The following is a 17029-nucleotide window of genomic DNA, read 5'->3' as shown; positions in this document are numbered from 1 at the left end:
AAACTGATGAGCCGACGGCGGCGGCTATGGCCGGTGCGTTGTCGGCAGGATCGCCTGGGACGGGTCACGCCGAAAGCGTGGCCCTGAACTTGCTCGGCGATTGACCGTAGGTTTTTGCAAAAATCCGCGAGAAGTGGCCGGCGTTCTCGAACCCGACTTCGAGCGCGATGTCGATCAACGGCGCCTTCGTCTGCGTCAGCAGATGCTTGGCGCGTTCCAGCCGAAACTTCCGATAGACGAGCGCCGGCGACATTTTCGCCTTGTCCATGAACAGGCGTTCGAGCTGCCGTCGGGACAAGCCGACGGATGCGGCCAGCTCCGGGATCGACAGCGTGTTGTCCGTGTGCTGCTCCATGATGATGAGAGCGGCATTCAGGCGTGGGTCGTTGCTCTCGATCGCCAGCGGTTTTCTCGGCTGGACATGAAGATGCGAGCGGGCCTTGTCGATCTGCAGCACCTCGAGCGCATTTCGCTCGGCTTCCTTGCTGATATGCAGGCGCACGATATGGGCCGCCATGTCGGCGGCACTGCTGCCGCCAGCGCAGGATCCACGGGTGCGATCGAGATTGAAGAGACGGTCCGAGCGAACCTTGAGATCGGGGAACCGCTCGCGGAACGCCTGATAATGAAGCCAGCTGACGCAGACGGTGTGCCCGGTCATCAGGCCCGCTTCGGCAAGGACGAATGTCCCTGTACAGAGACCGATCAGAGGCACCTTGCGCGCCGCCGCCTTCTGGAGGAAGCGGACGGTGTCGTCGGCGATCGGCTGTTTGCTGTTGAGCAGGCCGCCGACCACGACGATGTAGTTGAACCCGGCGGGATCAACGAGGTCGGATGTCGGCGCCACCTGCACGCCGCAACTGGAGGCGATGAGATGCCGCGTGTTGCCCAGCACCTGCCAGTCGGCACGGATGCGGCCGGACTTGTCGAGCTCGTCGCTCGCAAGTCGCAGCGTGTCGATGAAGAGCGCGAATGCCGAAAGGGTGAAGGACCGCGCCAGAACGAAGCCGATCTTGAGACGTTCGGGCTGTGTCTCGCTGGATTTGATGGTCGTCGTCATGTGCCCTTCATGCTCGTGCCGCCAAGACCTCCCGTTCCCTATCGAGCATGCTCGGACATATCAGGAGAGGTAGCCGCTGGCGGCCGAGACTTGCCTTTCGCTGTCCATGGGGAGCCTGGGTTCCGTTCTTCCGGCACCCCATGGTGTGGCGCGGGAGGTCGACGCCCGGATGAAGGCGTCTTCGTCCGCATCATAACGAAGAGGACGGGCTCAAATTGCTCTCGTCACGACCTGCGCCGCTACGGTTACGAACATTGCGGCCAGTGTCAGCGCCGCACTGAACCGTGCGACCTTCATCCGCCGTTCGCGCGAGCCGCTCCAATCATACCCCATCACTTCCCTCCCTCCCGACCGGGCCAGAACGCGTTTGCTCGGTCTTCCGCCGAACTGCAGGTCTCGCCAAGTCACGGCTTTGAGTTACCCCTCATGCTGCCGCGATGCCGCCGATCGTGTCAAGTTTACCTCGGCGCGAGCAATGTTCAGGTGCCCGTCATAGCTCTGCGCAAAGGCGGCTGCGCAAAGGAATTTGCTGTTCGAGGGCGCAAACCCCCTAGTTGTGCGGGGAGCCTCTTTCCGCCGTTGTGATAGTTTTCTCTTTGGTGTGATTTTTTAAAGGGAGGGCGAAGAATGCCCGGCACATTCTCTACCGCCGACATGGACGTGATCAAACAGCAGCACGAGGATTGGTGTCGCGCGAACGACACCGACCCGAACAGTCCCGCGGGAATAGAGAAAGCCATGCAGATGCTGGTGAATTATGGCGGCAGCGCCAGCCAGCAACCGTCCGCGCAGCCGCAGAAGGTGCGCGCCAAAGCGCGCGCCTGATCTCCGCATCCACCCACGTCATTTAGCGGTACGCGCCTGTCCTCGATCGCCTTGAACGAAGGCGCCTGGTCATAGTCGGGTGCGTGGGGCGGGCCTCCTCACGCGCCTGCCGGCGGCGCCGTCGCGATCAGGCGTTGCCCCCATCTGCTTGGGGTGCGCACGTCAAAGATGCACTCTCCGAGGGTCAGAGGTTCTCCTTGAGGAGGACCTCTATTCTGATCTTGTCCTGTGCGGCGTGCGGTTCGCGAAAATCCGTTCGCGCGCGCATGATGCGGATGGCGCTGCGCACCGCGTGTCCCGGGTCCTGGGCGATGACGGCGTCAACGCTGGCGTCGCGCAGGCCGCGTTCGCTGAAGGGGGTTCGTTCGTGGACGACCACCGTGATCTTTTGCAGATCGGTGAAAGATGCGGCGCCCTCGAGCGGGATCCGGGCCTCGGAACTCAACACGTAGATCGCCGCAACCTCTTGATTGTTTTCAAGGACTCGCTGGAGGATCTGGGTGGCCCTGCGCTCGTCGCCGTGGGTTTCGACCGAGGGCAGACATTGCAGGTGAGGAAACTGTGAGTTGACAATATCGTCGAAGCCGAAGCGTCGCTGGATGCTGTCGAGCGACTGCATCGTCTCGGCCACGATCAGGACCTTTCCCGCCCTCCGGCCGACAAACCGGCCGATGATCTTGGCCGCCGTCGCACCGGCGGCGTAGTTGTCGACGCCGACGAAATCGGCGGTCGGGAGCTTTTCCTGGCCGGACAGAAACTGCACGAACTTGACGCCGCGTTCGATCAGACGGCCGATCGCGTCGCGCACTTGCGGCGATTCCGGCGCCATCATCGCGATCCCGTCGAATTCGTTCTCGTCTATATCTGCGAGGTATTTGGCAACCTTGTGCGGGTCGTCGATCGGGATCTGGACGACGTCAAGGTCGATGAGATCCCCCTTCATCGACACCCGCGCCTCTTCCACCCGGTGGATGAGTTCCGCCAGATAGAGATCGCCGCTCGTCGGCAGCACGAACCGGAACCGGTAGCTCTTGTTGCGGGCAAGGCTGACGGCTGCCGGGTTTCGAATAAATCCAATGCGCTCAATGGCTTCGTTAACACTGCGAACGGCCTTCGGGCTGACATTCGGCCTGTCGTTCAGCACGCGGTCGACGGTTGCGAGGCTCAAGCCCGCTGCCTCAGCAAGATCTTTGGCTGTTGGCCGCATGCGGAACTCCCAGTGTGTATCGTTCCCAATCTACTCCACCAAAATCGCCGCGAAATCAAGATTTGATGTGCGCACCTCAAAAATCGCTTGCGTTGAGGTGCGCACCTCAGTTATGAATCCTTCAGCGAAGAACGCAGGCCCTGAATGCGGCCGCGCCCACCGCTAGTGCCAAGAGGATTTAGGTACGCCAACCGCCCGGTCAGGGCGCTTTCCTTCTGATGGAGGTCAGAAGGTACAAGGGGGAGGAACCCAATGATGAAACGGATTCTGTTGAGCTCCACAGTCATGGTCGGAGCGTATTTTGCCATTGCGGGTGCGTCCGGTACGCACGCTTCCGCAGCCGAACTGACCCTTTGCTGGGCCGCCTGGGATCCGGCCAATGCGCTCGTCGAGCTCAGCAAGGATTTCGAAGCCAAGAGCGGCAACACGATGAAGTTCGAATTTGTGCCGTGGCCGAACTTCGCCGACCGGATGCTGAACGAGCTGAATTCCGGCGGCAAGCTCTGCGATCTCATGATCGGCGACAGCCAGTGGATTGGCGGCGCCGCCGAGAATGGCCAGTACATCAAGCTCAATGATTTCTTCGACAAGGAAGGGATCAAGATGGACGACTTCATTCCCGCAACCGTCATCGGTTACGCGGAATGGCCGAAGAATTCGCCGAACTACTGGGCTCTGCCGGCGTTCGGTGACGTGGTCGGTTGGACCTATCGCAAGGACTGGTTCTCGCGTCCCGAACTCCAGGCGGAGTTCAAGCAGAAATACGGCCGGGATCTCGCCGTGCCGAAGACCTTCGCCGAACTCAAGGATATCGCCGAATTCTTCCAGAAGCGCCAGGTCGACGGCAAGACCGTCTATGGCGCTGCCATCTATACGGAGCGGGGCTCAGAAGGCATTACCATGGGCGTGATGGACGTGCTCTACAGCTACGGCTTCGAGTACGGAAATCCGAAGAAAGCCTATGAGCTCGACGGCTTCGTCAACTCGGCGGACGCAGTCAAGGGCCTGGAATTCTACAAGGCGCTCTACGATTGCTGCACACCGCCCGGCCATTCCGACGCCTACATGTCGGAGGATATCGACGCCTACAAGTCCGGCCAGGTCGCCCTGCAGATGAACTTTGCCTTCACCTGGCCCGGCATCCATGCCGACGCCAATGTCGGCGGCGACAAGTCCGGCTACTTCCCCAATCCTGCTGGACCGACCGGTGTGCAGTTCGCCCAGCTCGGCGGCCAGGGCATCTCGGTCGTCGCAGCGTCCGACAAGCAGAAGGAAGCGCTGGATTACATCAAGTGGTTTGCGCAGCCTGAAATCCAGAAAAAGTGGTGGGCGCTCGGCGGATACTCCGCACTGCGCTCGGTGGTCGAGGACCCGAGCTTCGCCACGAGCCAGCCCTATGCGCAGACCTTTCTGGATTCGATGGCAATCGTGAAGGACTTCTGGGCCGAGCCGTCCTACGCCTCGCTGCTGCAGGCCTCGCAGAAGCGCTTCCACGATTACGTCGTTGCCAACCAGGGCACGGCGAAGGATGCGCTCGACGGTCTCTCTGAGGACTGGAAGGACATCTTCGAAGACGAAGGCAAGTATTGACGCAAACACCCGCCGCCTCCCGGCGGAAGCGTCCATGCGGGGCCGGCCGGCCGATCTCTCGCGCCGGCCCCGCATGCCCATTCGTCAATGCCTTAGGGGAATACCATGCTCCATTCTTCGATCGATCGCGCTGCGCACGCGACGCCGCCCGTGCTTGCACGGCGCATCAGAGGGTTGTCGGACCGCGCGATCGCCTGGATCTTCGTCGCACCGTCCATTGTGCTTTTGCTTGCGATCAACATCTTTCCGCTGATCTGGACCATCCGGCTGAGCTTCACCAATTTTCGCGTAAACCGCCCGAACGAACCTGTTCAGTTCGTCGGTCTGCGCAACTACCTCAACATCCTGACCGACAAGGACATCTGGCTGACGATGCAGGCGACGGCCCATTTCCTGATCTGGACGATCGTCCTGCAGGTGCTGATCGGCTTTGCTCTCGCCTATCTCATCAACAAGAAGTTCCGCGGCAACGACCTGTGGACGACCATCATCGTGCTCCCGATGATGCTGAGCCCGGCCGTCGTCGGAAACTTCTGGACCTTTCTCTACCAGCCACAGATCGGCCTGTTCAATTACGCGATCGGGTTCCTGACCGGAGCAGACCCGTCCAGCTTCTCGATGATCGGCGACACGTCGCTGGCGCCCTGGGCGATCATCATCGTCGACACCTGGATGTGGACGCCGTTCGTCATGCTCATCTGCCTTGCCGGGCTGCGCTCCATTCCGAGCAGCATTTATGAGGCGGCGGAATGCGACCGGGCCAGCAGCTGGCGCCAGTTCTGGACCATCACCATCCCGATGGTGCTGCCGTTCCTGATGCTGGCCATCCTTTTCCGCGGCATCGAGAACTTCAAGATGTTCGACCTGGTCGTGCAGCTGACGGGCGGTGGCCCGGGCTCGATCACGGAGCTGACGTCGATCAACCTGAAGCGTGAAGCCTTCGAGAAATGGCGCACCGGATACGCGTCCGCCTATGCCGTCATCCTCTTCGTGACCGTCTTCGGCCTTGCGTCGATCTATGTCAAAGCACTCAACAAGGTGAAGCAGAGATGAGCAGCTTTTCTGTAACGGAGCCATCCGCACGGCAGAAGTGGTTCGCAGGCGCCCTGGTCGTGCTTTATGCGGTGATCACCATTCTCCCGTTGCTCTGGATCATCGGAACGGGTTTCAAATCGCCCTCTGACGCGATCGCCTATCCGCCGAAGACCTTCTTCGAGCCGACGCTCGAAGGCTATGTGAACCTCTTCACGACGCGCACTCGCGTTTCGGAAGAACAACTGAAGGAAATGGGCGAACCGAAGACCTGGTACGAGCGTCTCGTTCGCAAGGATGGGCTGATCATCGCCGGCCCGTCGCGGTTCCCGGAGCGCTTCTACAATTCCGTCATCATCGGGTTCGGCTCGACGGTGCTGTGCATCGTGCTCGGAACGGCCGCGGCCTATGCCTTCTCGCGCTTCAAGGTGCCGCTCAAGGACGACCTGCTGTTCTTCATCCTTTCCACGCGCATGATGCCGCCGATCGCGGTCGCCATTCCGATCTTCCTGATGTTCCGCTCGCTCGGGCTGAACGACACCCATGCCGGCATGATCCTGCTGTATACGGCAGTCAACCTGTCGCTCTCGGTCTGGCTGCTCAAGGGCTTCATCGACGAGATCCCGATCGAGTATGAAGAGGCAGCCCTGATCGACGGCTACACTCGCTTCCAGGCTTTCTACAAGGTCGTGCTGCCCCAGGCGGCGACCGGCATCGCGTCAACGGCTATCTTCTGCCTGATCTTCGCCTGGAACGAATACGCCTTCGCCGTGCTGCTCACGTCGGGCACCGCGCAGACCGCACCGCCCTTCATCCCGACGATCATCGGCGTCGGTGGGCAGGACTGGCCGGCGGTGGCGGCCGGTGCGACCCTCTTCCTCGTCCCCGTGATGGTGTTCACGATCCTGCTTCGCAAACACCTCCTGCGCGGCATCACCTTCGGAGCGGTAAGAAAATGACAGCTTTCCTCAACCAGTTGCTCCGCCTTCGCCGTGGCGCATGGGAAATGGTGGCATCGGTGCTCATCGCGCTGGGCGTGGTCATGCTCATGCAGCCAGTGTCGCTCACGCTCTACTCCTTCTCCTTCCTCGTGACGCTGCTTGGAACAGTCATGTTCATCATCGTCAGCCATTTTCCGGAGTGACCCATGGCACAGATCAGAATTGAAAATGTGCGCAAGGAGTTCGGAGCGTTCACGGCTGTCCAGTCTTCGAGCTTCACGGTGGAAGACGGCGAGTTCTTCATGCTGCTCGGCCCATCGGGATGCGGCAAGACGACGACGCTTCGGATGATGGCGGGACTGGAGCTGCCGACGAGCGGCCAGATCTATATCGGCGGCGAAGAGGTCGGCATGAAGCGGGCGAGGGAGCGCGATATCGCCTTCGTCTTCCAGATGTTCGCCCTCTATCCCCACATGAACGTACGCAAGAACATCTCCTATCCGCTCGTCAGCCAGGGGATGAAAAAGGCGGATGTCGCCGCGCGTGTCGCCGAGGTGGCAAAGATCCTCAGAATTGAAGGCATTCTCGACAAGCCGGTCGGCGGGCTCTCGGGCGGTGACCGCCAGCGTGTTGCGCTCGGCCGGGCGATTGTCCGCAACCCGAAGGCCTTCTTCATGGACGAGCCGCTCGGCGCGCTCGACGCGGAGTTCCGCGAACATATGGCGGGGGAACTGCGGGCGCTGCACGATCGCATGGGCGCCACCACCGTCTATGTGACCCACGACCAGCTGGAAGCGATGCAGATGGGTGACAAGATCGTCGTCATGAACCACGGCGTCATCGAGCAATTCGGCCGGCCGCAGCAGATCTACGACTGGCCGGCGACGAAGTTCGTCGCCAAGTTCATCGGCTCCCCGTCCATGAACTTTCTGGAGTTCGAGGGCATGATCGGTATCGGCGGCGACAGCATCGATCTCGGTGGGAAAAAGGTGGCGGTGCCGGCGTCGCGTGAGGGCAGGGCCGGCACGCTGTCGCTCGGTGTGCGTCCCGAGCATGTCCGTTTCGTCGACGACTCCAGCTACAGAGGCCGCGTGATCGCCGTCGAGTATCTCGGCACGACACAGATCGTCACGATCGAAACGCCCAACGGCGAGATCAAGGCGCGCACGCCCTCCAGTCAGGCAGCCCGTACCGACGAGCTTCTCGGTCTCGATTTCAACGCGCGGACCTTGACGCTCTTCAATGCGGAGACGGGTCGTGCTCTTGTCTCCGAAGCCAACGAGGGAGTGCTGCGCCGTGGCTGAAGTCATCCTAAGAAACGTGACGAAGACATTCGGCACCCACACAGCGCTGGACGATGTCTCGATGACGATCCCGGACGGGTCGTTCGTGGTTCTCCTGGGCCCGACAGGCGCCGGAAAGACGACGACGTTGCGCATGGTCTCGGGGCTCGACACGCCTAATAGCGGCGAGATCTTTATCGGCGGGATGTCCGTGCAAGGACTGACGCCGGCGCAGCGCAACGTGGCGATGGTATTCCAGCAATATTCGCTCTACCCGCATCTGTCCGTCCGGCAGAACCTGGAATTTCCGCTGAAATCCCCGCTCTTGAAAACGCCGCAGAAGACGATCGACGAAAAGGTGAACGCCATCGCCGAGGTCTTGCAGATTTCGCACAAGCTCGACAACAAGGCGACCGCCTTGTCCGGTGGCGAAATGCAGCGCGTGTCGATCGGGCGTGCGCTTGTCAGAAACCCGCAGATATACCTGATGGACGAGCCCTTGAGTTCGCTCGACGCGAAGCTTCGAGCCGATCTGCGCGTCGAACTGAAGAACATTCAGGCAAAGTCCGGGGCGACGCTTCTTTACGTCACCCACGACCAGATCGAAGCGATGACCATGGCAACGCATATCGGTGTGCTCGAAGAGGGCAGGCTTGTTCAGTTCGGATCACCAAGAGAGGTCTACGAAGCGCCGGTCAGCGTTTACGCCGCGACCCGCCTCGGCCAGCCGCGCATCAACGTCCTGCCTGCCAAGCTTTTTGCGGGCGCGCCGGACAAGGCTCAGTCGATCGGCCTTCGCCCCGAAAATATCGTCCAGGGCGCCGGAGAAGATGCACTCGTGACCCGTGTCGAACATCTGGGCGACCAGACGCGCCTGCATCTCACGTTCAAGCAGCACAACCTCGTGACGGTCACGGACCCCCATACTGGGTTCCGCGGCGGCGAGACTATCAAGATCCAGCCAGACAAGCCGCTCTTCTTCGACGCGGCCGGAATGCGCATCGCTTAGGAGGCGAACATGAATCAGTTTATCAACCGCAAGGAAAATGCGGTTACGGAAGCGATCGACGGGGTTCTTGCCGCATCCGGCGGCGCGCTCAGCCGCCTCGACGGATATCCGCACATTCGCGTCGTCCTGCGCTCCGACTGGGACAAGGGCAAGGTCGCGCTCGTCTCCGGTGGCGGCTCGGGACACGAGCCCGCGCATATCGGCTTCGTCGGCAAGGGCATGCTGACGGCCGCCGTCTGCGGCGACGTCTTCGCATCGCCGAGCGTGGACGCGATCCTCGCCGGTATCCTGGCGGTGACGGGACCTGCCGGCTGCCTGCTGATCGTCAAGAACTACACCGGTGACCGGCTGAACTTCGGCCTCGCGGCCGAACGCGCCCGCGCCTACGGCCTCAATGTGAGCATGGTCATCGTCGATGACGACATCGCGCTGCCGGACCTTCCGCAGGCGCGCGGTGTCGCCGGTACCCTTTTCGTCCACAAGATCGCCGGAGCGCTCGCAGAAAGCGGGGCGGACCTCGATACGATCGCCAATGCGGCGCGCAAGGTCATATCGGGCACGAGCACCATCGGCATGTCGCTCGATACCTGCACCGTTCCGGGTTCGCCGAAGGAACATCGCATCCCCGAGGGCCATGCGGAACTCGGCCTCGGCATCCATGGCGAAGCTGGCGTCGAACAGATTGTGCATTCCGATGCGAGAAGCGCTGTTGCCGCCATGGTCGAGCGCCTGCAGGCGGCGATGGAGGACAAGCCGCACGTGGTGCTCGTCAATAATCTCGGCGGAACGTCTATCCTGGAAATGTCTATTCTCATGCACGAACTCGCCCAGTCGGCGATCGCCGATCGGATCGTGCATCTCGTCGGACCTGCGCCGATGATGACGTCGCTGGACATGCGCGGCTTTTCCGTCTCCGTCTACCCGGCCGACAAGGCCGAGCTGGAGCTGTTGTCCCGGCCCGTGGCGCTTCCGGCCTGGCCAGGCGTGACCGTCGTCAGGCCGGTGAATGTTCTCGCCCTGCCTGATGGCCTGACGCCGATTTCACCTCTGCCTTCGCGGCACGATGCGACGCGGCAGTTCCTGCTTGCCTGCTGCAACCTGCTGATCGATGCGGAAAAGGACCTGAATGCACTCGATGCCAAGTCCGGAGACGGAGACACCGGCTCGACACTCGCCGGCGCCGCACGGGCACTCATTCAGGCCCTCGATCGCCTGCCGCTATCCGACCACACGCAGCTCTTCCGCGCCATCGGGCAGGAGTTGAGCCAGACGATGGGCGGCTCTTCGGGCGTGCTTCTGGCGATCTTCTTTGCCGCCGCCGGGGATGGCGCCTCGAGCGGGCTTTCGATCCGCGAAGCGCTGAAAGCCGGGTTGGCGCGCATGCAGGAAATCGGCGGGGCGCAGATCGGCGACCGCACCATGGTCGACGCGCTTTCTCCGGCACTGGACGCGCTCGACGCGAGCATCGGCGCGGCCTCCAAGGCGGCGCGCGACGGCGCCAATCTGACCGCGACGCTGGTGCGGGCAAGGGCAGGGCGTGCCGCTTACATCAATGCCAAGCAACTCGAAGGGCACATCGATCCCGGCGCCGAAGCGGTCGCTCGCCTGTTCGAGCACCTGGCACGGCATCCGGATATGCTCGGGCGCCAGCCGGAGGGGGCTGCAGCCGTCGCCGGCTGACGGTGACCGAAACATTGCCCTGACAACAAAACGCCCCGGAAAGCCGGGGCGTTTCGTGACCGGAGGTGTCGGAGGGGAGCGTGCGCTCAGAGCGCGCGGCTCTCGTATCCGGCCGCCTTCAGGGCGTCTGCGATCGGCCCTGCCGCTGCGGCGGTCTCGACGCTGACTTCCCGATTGCCGAGATCGACCTTGATCGTTGCCTGCGGGTCGACGCTCAGGATCGCCTTCTGGACGACGCCGGCGCAGTGGCCACAGGTCATGTTGTCGATCTTGTAGTTCTGCATGCTTGTCTCCTTGGTTCGGTTGTGAGACAAACATGGCGTCTCCCACCGTTGGAAGGTCAATAGGCCTTCAAGATATTTGTTCACGGCATTTCCAGTCGCGCGAACGGTGGAAAATACCCCCGCAAGTGTAGTCCAGCGGCCCCTCAAATTCTCCGAAAAATTTGAAAGTCTTTCATCATCGATCCCGGGAATGGACGGCTAGCGGTCTGCGTCCGGAAGTCGCACAATCCAAAGGCTGTGCAAGAGGCATTCGCGTCGTCCGAAAGAGGGCGGACGATCGCCAGCCGGCACGAAGCCTAAAGCGAAGCGATCGTTCCGGGAACATCCGGGCGTTCGAAATGCACTGGTCGGGAACTGGAGGAGACGGTTTCCCGCTCACTGTCGTTCGGCTGCGTCGTGGTGACGCCGCCAAGGGAGGAAAGATGTTTGAACGACTATTCAAGCTGAAAGAGCATCAGACGACGGCGCGCACCGAGGTGATCGCCGGTATCACGACATTCCTGACGATGTCCTACATCATCTTCGTCAACCCCGACATCCTGTCGAGCACGGGCATGGATAGGGATGCCGTCTTCGTCGCAACCTGTATTGCCGCGGCACTCGGCTCTGCGGTCATGGCGCTCGTCGCCAACTGGCCAATCGGCATGGCGCCGGGCATGGGCCTCAACGCCTTCTTCGCCTTCACCGTCGTTGCGGCGCTTGGCTTCACCTGGCAGCAGGCGCTGGGTGCTGTCTTCATCTCGGGCGTGATCTTCCTGATCCTGACCGTGACGGGCGTGCGAAGCTGGCTGATCGCCGGCATTCCGCATTCGCTTCGAAGCGCGATCGCCACCGGTATCGGCCTCTTCCTTGGCATCATCGCCCTGAAGAACGCCGGCATCGTCGTCGACAACCCGGCAACGCTCGTCGGTCTCGGCGACCTCAAGCAGACTGGCCCGCTGCTCGCGATCCTCGGCTTCTTCGTGATTGCCGTTCTGGACTCGCTAAAAGTTCGCGGCTCGATCCTGATCGGCATCCTGGTCGTCACCGTCCTGTCGATGATCCTCGGCGTCAGCGAGTTCAAGGGCATCGTCTCGGCACCGCCGAGCATCGCGCCGACCTTCCTGCAACTCGACATCATGGGCGCCCTGCACGGCGGCCTGCTGCATGTCATCCTCGTCTTCGTGCTCGTCGAAGTCTTCGACGCCACCGGCACGCTGATCGGTGTCGCCAAGCGCGCCAAACTGGTGGAAGAAGGCAAGCCGAACCGTCTGGGCCGCGCGCTTCTCGCCGACAGCACCGCGATCGTCGCCGGCTCGCTGATCGGTACCAGCAGCACGACCGCCTATGTCGAAAGCGCCTCGGGCGTCCAGGCCGGCGGCCGCACGGGCCTGACCGCGCTCACCGTCTGCGTGCTCTTCCTGGCCGCGCTGTTCTTCTCGCCGCTGGCAGCTGCCGTTCCGTCCTATGCGACGGCCCCGGCTCTGCTCTACGTTGCCGGCCTGATGATGCGCGAACTGACGGAAGTCGAGTGGGACGACCTGACGGAAGCGGCTCCGGCAGCGCTTACAGCACTCGCCATGCCCTTCACCTACTCGATCGCCAACGGCCTCGCCTTCGGCTTCGTCAGCTATGTCGTCTTGAAGGTCTTCACCGGTAAGTGGAGCGTCATCCACCCGGCAACCCAGCTCGTGGCAGCGCTCTTCATCGTGCGCTTCGCGTTCTTCGCCGAATAACGAAAATCGGCCGGGGCATGCCGCCTCGGCCGATCAGAACTTCCCCGTAAGTGCTGGCCGGAGCAACGAAATGTTGCTTCGGCCTTTTTGCCTCGATCTGGCTTAAAGAGCGCAAATCCGAACGGAAAGCCGCTTCACACTTTTCCTGGATTTGCTCAGTATTGCCCGGCGGGCAGATGCACCACAAGGCCGTCGAGTTCAGCCGACACCGTGATTTGACAACTCAGGCGGCTGCGCTCGTTCGGATTGACGACGCACTCGATCATGTCCTGTTCCTGGAACTCGGGCGCCGGCAGGCGGTCGCTCCATTCGCCGTCGATGTAACAGTGACAGGTGCCGCAGGCGCAGGAGCCGCCGCATTCGGCAGCAATGGCGTCGATGCCGTTCTGCACGGCGGCTGACATCAGCGATTGGCCGATCTCCGCCTGAATTTCTTTCGTCGTGCCGTCCGCGTCGATGAAGACGATCTTGGGCATGGGTATTCTCCGATTGCGTATGTTGGTGTCGAGGATATGGGATCAGGCCGGCCGGATGGCGATCTTCAGCCGCTTGGGTCCACGGACAGAAAGACCGCGCTTGTATTCCGGCTCCCGGTCGACGAGTTCGATGGTTGGGAAACGGCGAAGCAGGGTGCTGAAGATGATATCCATGTCGAGGCGCGCGAGGTGGTTGCCGAGACAGAAATGCACGCCGCCGCCAAAGGCGAGATGACGGTTGGGCGTCCGGCCGATGTCGAACGTGTCGGCATTCTCGAACTGCTTGGGGTCGCGGTTGGCGGCGCCATAGAGCAGGCCGAACTTGGTGCCGCGCTCGAAGCGACGGCCGAAGATCTCGATGTCCTCGACGCAATGGCGGTGGAAGAACGGAAGCGGCGACTCGTAGCGGAACATCTCCTGCACGCCGGTCTGGATCAGGCCGGGTTCGCTCCGCAGCCGCGCCATCTGCTCGGGGAAGCGCAAGAGTGAATGCATGCCGCTGCCAAGCACATCGATCGTGGAACCGTGGCCGGCCATCAGGATCAGCATGCAGGTGGAGATGAATTCGTCGAAGTTCATGGCGCCGGAGCGCTCCGCCTCGATCAGCACCGAGATGAGGTCATCCTTCGGCGCCCGCTCACGTTCGGCCTTCAACGCTGTCAGGTATTCGTAGAACTCGGTCGTATTGCGCTCGGCGAGCTCCTTGCGCGCGTCGGATCGGTCGACGTCGAAGAACTGCACGATGTTTTCCGACCAGATCCGCAGCTGCGGACAGTCCTCGTCCGGCACGCCGAGCAGGCGGCCGATGATATGGCCGGGAACATGGGCGGCCAGATCATCGACAAAGTCGATCTCGCCGCGATCGGCGAGGCTATCGATCAGCCGGTCGACATAGGCCTGGATCTGGTCGCGGAGCTTCGCAATCATAGCCGGTGTGAATAGTTTGAAGACCTGCTTGCGCAAGCGGTCATGCACGGCACCATCGCTGTCGAGCAGGCTGAACTGCACGAAACGCTCGTGGTGTGGCATGTCGTGCCAATTGGCGGCGCGCTGCAGTTTTGAGAGCTCTTCCTTGGTCGCGAGGTCTTCGAGCGAGCGCACCATGCGCTTGTCCATGACGATCGCCGAGACGTCCTCGAAGCGCGAGGCAAGCCAGATGTCGAAATCCGCAAAGTAGTGCAGCCCCTCTTTTTCGCGCAGCGCGCGATAGGTCGGATAGGGATCGCGAGCAAAATCCGGGGACAGCGGCGCGAAGGTGAAATTCGCGGCATCGCCATTCGGCGCGGCTTCGGTCATGGGCAATTCTCCGTGCATAAAGCTGCATGATAACGTCACTGCCGTAGCTCTGTGAATGGCACCCTGTCGCAAGATGATGGACAAAACTCGCATCGGATGCCAGAAAATGGCATGCTGACCGAAAGCGAAGAGATCCATTTCCACACCCCGGCAAAATTCGCAGGTGCGTTTCCCTATCTGGCGCTGGTGGCCGGAAGCCGGACGGCGCGCCCTGACGAGGCGCCGATCCGCAAACGGTTCCACCAGCACGTCTTCGTCTACACAACAGGCGGACGCGGGTTGATCGAGGTGCACGGTCAACGTTTCCCTGCCGAAACCGGCAGTGTTGCCTGGCTCGATACCTCTCAGGCCTATGCGCATAGCTGCGCTGCCGACAGCGAAAGCTGGCGTTATCTCTGGATGGGGATCGAGGGACACGGGCTTGATGCGCTCTACCAGTTTCTCGGCGTGCAGCAGTCGCCATTGTTCGTGCCGAGAGACCCGCGGAGGGCACAGGCGGCGTTCGAAAGTGTGAGCGGATTTCTTGCCGAACGCTCGCCGGCGACGGACGCCCTGTCGAGCGCCGCGATCGCGGGGCTGATGGCGGACATGATCGCGCCACGGCTGATCGGAGCCGAACCGGCCGAGGACAGGTCCGGTGAAGACCGTTTGCTTCAGGTGCTGTCGGTGATGCGCGGCGATCTCGCCAGGCCCTGGACGATCGACGATCTTGCGGCGCTTGCGCGGCTGAGCCCGTCGCAACTCTTTCGTCGCTTTCGCGATATGGTGGGAACGACGCCGATGGACTGGCTGCGCCACGAGCGGATCAACCAAGCGAAACGCCTGCTGGTTGGACCCGATGCCAAGGTCTCGGCGGTGGCCGCCGTCTGCGGCTATCCGGATCCCTATCATTTCTCGCGCGATTTCCGCCGCGTGACCGGATACACGCCGACGAAATTCCGGCGGGATGGCGGCTATTGAGGTCGCAGTCTTCGTCCGATTTCGGCGGCCAGCGAGGCCCTGGCGCACCGATAACCCGACCGGACGACCGGGTCATGCATTGATTCACACGATCAGGAACGGCTCCTTGAAGAAATGTTCCTCGAGATTGACGCCTTCGCCGCCGCGATCGACCACCGCGAAATCCGAGACGTCATCGAGCGGCGTCAGGATGCCGTGCCAGACATTGCGGGCGATGTTGACGCCCTGGCCCGGGGTGGTCTTGAAGGCGATCGGTTCACTCGGGCCTTCGTCGGTTTCCCGGGAGACGACGATCAGAAACGGGTTGTCGCTCAAGGGGATGAAGGCCTGGCTGCCGAGCGGATGGCGCTCGACCATGGTGAGTTTCAGCGGCAGCGGATAGGGTACGCCGCGCACCAGGCTGATCATGGGCCGGGCCTTTTCGCCTGTTGTATCGATCTTGGCGAGGTCGTGGTAGCGGGTTGCATTGCCCCCGTTGATGGGGAAGTTGTTGGCATTCTCCGTTTCGATCACGTCGCCGAAAGGCGCAAAGGCCTCCCGGGTCAACGGCTGTATGACGATCTCCTTCATGTGACGCTCCTCCGTCCAATGTTGATGGGTTGCCTGGAAGTTTGATCGCTTCGCCTCCTCGGCGAAGCGATCTAGATGCCGGCTTTCGCAATACGCCCGAAGACACGCAGCCGGCTGACGCCGCCGTCGGGGAAGATGTTGAAGCGCACGTGGGTTACCGGACCCGCGATCGCGAGTGCGCTTGCTTCATAGGTGTGGATGCTGTCGGCGGCGAGTTTCTGCGGCGGCAGGACCTCGCGCCAGAACATCGACGATGCCGTAACGGCTGCGGCCACTTCGCAAGCGGTCGCTCCAAGGTCTGCAGCCTGCAGCGAACAGGCGTCCGGGTAGTTGCCCTTGAAGTGGGCGGTATCGACCACGATCCGGTCGATCTCGCCGCGCGCGGCGAGTTTCACCACGATCCAGTCGTTGCCGGGCTCGCGCCGCCGGCGGGTCTCCCAACCGTCGCCCATGTTGATGCCGCGTCCGGGCGCAAGCAGCCGCTGGTGGCCGTAGTGTCCGTTGGAATAGGCGATGATGCGCCCGCCGAGCAATGATGAGGCCAGATCGACCACCGCGTCGCCGATCGCTGCCCGGTCTAGCGCAGGCGCGCCGTAAACCCGAAGGCGGGCGACGCCGCCGTCGGGATAGATGCGCAAGCGCACATGGCTCCAGACAGAATCCGACCGCGCTTCGAAGTGATGCAGCGCGCTCGGGCCAAGCGGCCGAGGGCAGACCAGCTCCGTCCAGACCGTCCGATCGTCGGGGCCATCCGGTGCCAGGCAGGCGTCGATGGCGCAAGCGCTCGGGTAGTTGCCGGTGAAATGAGTGGTATCAACCTCGAAGCCCCGGATGAGGCCGTTCGTCGCGAGTGCCACGATGGCGTGGTCGTTGCCGGGGCCGCGGCGTCGCCGCGTCTCCCAGCCGTCCATCCACTTGCCGTTCTCGTCATAGACACCGGGATGATAGACCGGCGGCGCGTCCTGCAGCATGCGTTCGAGCGGCGCGAAGAACTCGTCGGTTGCAAAGACCGGCCGCGCGCCGAGACCGGCGGAGGCAAGGTTGATCGCGTTCAGCGCGAATTCGGGCGGGTTCACGCCGTCGATCGTCATCGCGAGACCC

At 62.2% G+C, this 17029-nt stretch carries 17 protein-coding genes; 10 read left to right on the top strand and 7 right to left on the bottom strand.

Translation table 11 applies throughout. The features are described from left to right. Positions 1-64: 64 nt before the first annotated feature. Positions 65-1060, bottom strand: a complete 996-nt coding sequence (locus IB279_RS23640; RefSeq protein ID WP_060521713.1) for a GlxA family transcriptional regulator — start codon at positions 1058-1060, stop codon at positions 65-67. 627 nt (positions 1061-1687) lie between these two features. Here IB279_RS23640 and IB279_RS23635 point away from each other — a divergent pair. Continuing rightward, the gene (locus IB279_RS23635; protein WP_034799295.1) at positions 1688-1885 is read left to right on the top strand and encodes a hypothetical protein; all 198 of its coding nucleotides are present in this window, start codon (positions 1688-1690) and stop codon (positions 1883-1885) included. 184 nt (positions 1886-2069) lie between these two features. On the opposite strand, the gene IB279_RS23630 is transcribed toward IB279_RS23635, so the two are convergent. Beyond that, positions 2070-3092, bottom strand: a complete 1023-nt coding sequence (locus tag IB279_RS23630; RefSeq protein WP_060601489.1) for a LacI family DNA-binding transcriptional regulator — start codon at positions 3090-3092, stop codon at positions 2070-2072. A gap of 255 nt (positions 3093-3347) precedes the next feature. Here IB279_RS23630 and IB279_RS23625 point away from each other — a divergent pair, with 255 nt between their 5' ends. The 7 genes from IB279_RS23625 (at position 3348) to IB279_RS23595 (ending at position 10627) form a co-directional block, all read left to right on the top strand. Then, the gene (locus IB279_RS23625; protein ID WP_034799738.1) at positions 3348-4682 is read left to right on the top strand and encodes an ABC transporter substrate-binding protein; all 1335 of its coding nucleotides are present in this window, start codon (positions 3348-3350) and stop codon (positions 4680-4682) included. Positions 4683-4787: 105 nt separating this feature from the next. Next, positions 4788-5735 carry a carbohydrate ABC transporter permease gene (locus IB279_RS23620; RefSeq protein ID WP_113186996.1) on the top strand — a complete coding sequence of 316 codons (948 nt, stop codon included), beginning with the start codon at positions 4788-4790 and terminating at the stop codon, positions 5733-5735. Further along, the gene (locus IB279_RS23615) at positions 5732-6673 is read left to right on the top strand and encodes a carbohydrate ABC transporter permease (RefSeq protein WP_043613810.1); all 942 of its coding nucleotides are present in this window, start codon (positions 5732-5734) and stop codon (positions 6671-6673) included. Before IB279_RS23620 ends, IB279_RS23615 begins: the two co-directional genes overlap by 4 nt. Beyond that, positions 6670-6858 carry a hypothetical protein gene (locus IB279_RS23610; protein WP_034799314.1) on the top strand — a complete coding sequence of 63 codons (189 nt, stop codon included), beginning with the start codon at positions 6670-6672 and terminating at the stop codon, positions 6856-6858. Before IB279_RS23615 ends, IB279_RS23610 begins: the two co-directional genes overlap by 4 nt. A gap of 3 nt (positions 6859-6861) precedes the next feature. Then, a complete protein-coding gene (locus IB279_RS23605) occupies positions 6862-7959 on the top strand; it encodes an ABC transporter ATP-binding protein (RefSeq protein WP_060601486.1) in 1098 nt (365 codons plus the stop codon). Continuing rightward, positions 7952-8947, top strand: coding sequence for an ABC transporter ATP-binding protein (locus IB279_RS23600; protein WP_034799319.1), 996 nt, complete (start codon positions 7952-7954; stop codon positions 8945-8947). Before IB279_RS23605 ends, IB279_RS23600 begins: the two co-directional genes overlap by 8 nt. A gap of 9 nt (positions 8948-8956) precedes the next feature. After that, positions 8957-10627 carry a dihydroxyacetone kinase subunit DhaK gene (locus IB279_RS23595; protein WP_113186995.1) on the top strand — a complete coding sequence of 557 codons (1671 nt, stop codon included), beginning with the start codon at positions 8957-8959 and terminating at the stop codon, positions 10625-10627. Positions 10628-10713: 86 nt separating this feature from the next. Here the strand turns inward: IB279_RS23595 and IB279_RS23590 are convergent, their stop codons facing one another. Continuing rightward, positions 10714-10911: a heavy-metal-associated domain-containing protein gene (locus IB279_RS23590; RefSeq protein ID WP_034799336.1), complete on the bottom strand. Its 198-nt coding sequence runs from the start codon at positions 10909-10911 to the stop codon at positions 10714-10716. A gap of 422 nt (positions 10912-11333) precedes the next feature. On the opposite strand from IB279_RS23590, the gene IB279_RS23585 reads away from it, so the two are divergent. Beyond that, positions 11334-12626: an NCS2 family permease gene (locus IB279_RS23585; protein WP_034799339.1), complete on the top strand. Its 1293-nt coding sequence runs from the start codon at positions 11334-11336 to the stop codon at positions 12624-12626. 155 nt (positions 12627-12781) lie between these two features. On the opposite strand, the gene IB279_RS23580 is transcribed toward IB279_RS23585, so the two are convergent. Both IB279_RS23580 and IB279_RS23575 read right to left on the bottom strand, forming a co-directional pair. Beyond that, complete coding sequence (locus tag IB279_RS23580) at positions 12782-13102, bottom strand: 2Fe-2S iron-sulfur cluster-binding protein (protein ID WP_043613820.1); 321 nt, start codon at positions 13100-13102, stop codon at positions 12782-12784. Positions 13103-13144: 42 nt separating this feature from the next. After that, the gene (locus IB279_RS23575; protein WP_110818876.1) at positions 13145-14398 is read right to left on the bottom strand and encodes a cytochrome P450; all 1254 of its coding nucleotides are present in this window, start codon (positions 14396-14398) and stop codon (positions 13145-13147) included. 111 nt (positions 14399-14509) lie between these two features. Between IB279_RS23575 and IB279_RS23570 the strand changes: the two genes are divergently transcribed. Continuing rightward, positions 14510-15358 carry an AraC family transcriptional regulator gene (locus IB279_RS23570; protein ID WP_159416072.1) on the top strand — a complete coding sequence of 283 codons (849 nt, stop codon included), beginning with the start codon at positions 14510-14512 and terminating at the stop codon, positions 15356-15358. Between the two features lie 84 nt (positions 15359-15442). On the opposite strand, the gene IB279_RS23565 is transcribed toward IB279_RS23570, so the two are convergent. Both IB279_RS23565 and alc read right to left on the bottom strand, forming a co-directional pair. Next, positions 15443-15928, bottom strand: coding sequence for an ureidoglycolate lyase (locus IB279_RS23565; protein ID WP_034799348.1), 486 nt, complete (start codon positions 15926-15928; stop codon positions 15443-15445). 71 nt (positions 15929-15999) lie between these two features. Further along, positions 16000-17019, bottom strand: a complete 1020-nt coding sequence (gene alc / locus IB279_RS23560; RefSeq protein ID WP_090295956.1) for an allantoicase — start codon at positions 17017-17019, stop codon at positions 16000-16002. Between the last annotated feature and the right edge of the window lie 10 nt (positions 17020-17029).

The sequence above is a fragment of the Ensifer sp. ENS06 genome (assembly GCF_014852205.1).
Lineage (GTDB): Bacteria > Pseudomonadota > Alphaproteobacteria > Rhizobiales > Rhizobiaceae > Ensifer > Ensifer adhaerens.
Note: the sequence above shows the minus strand (reverse complement) of the source record. Positions and strands in the feature narration are given on the sequence as shown.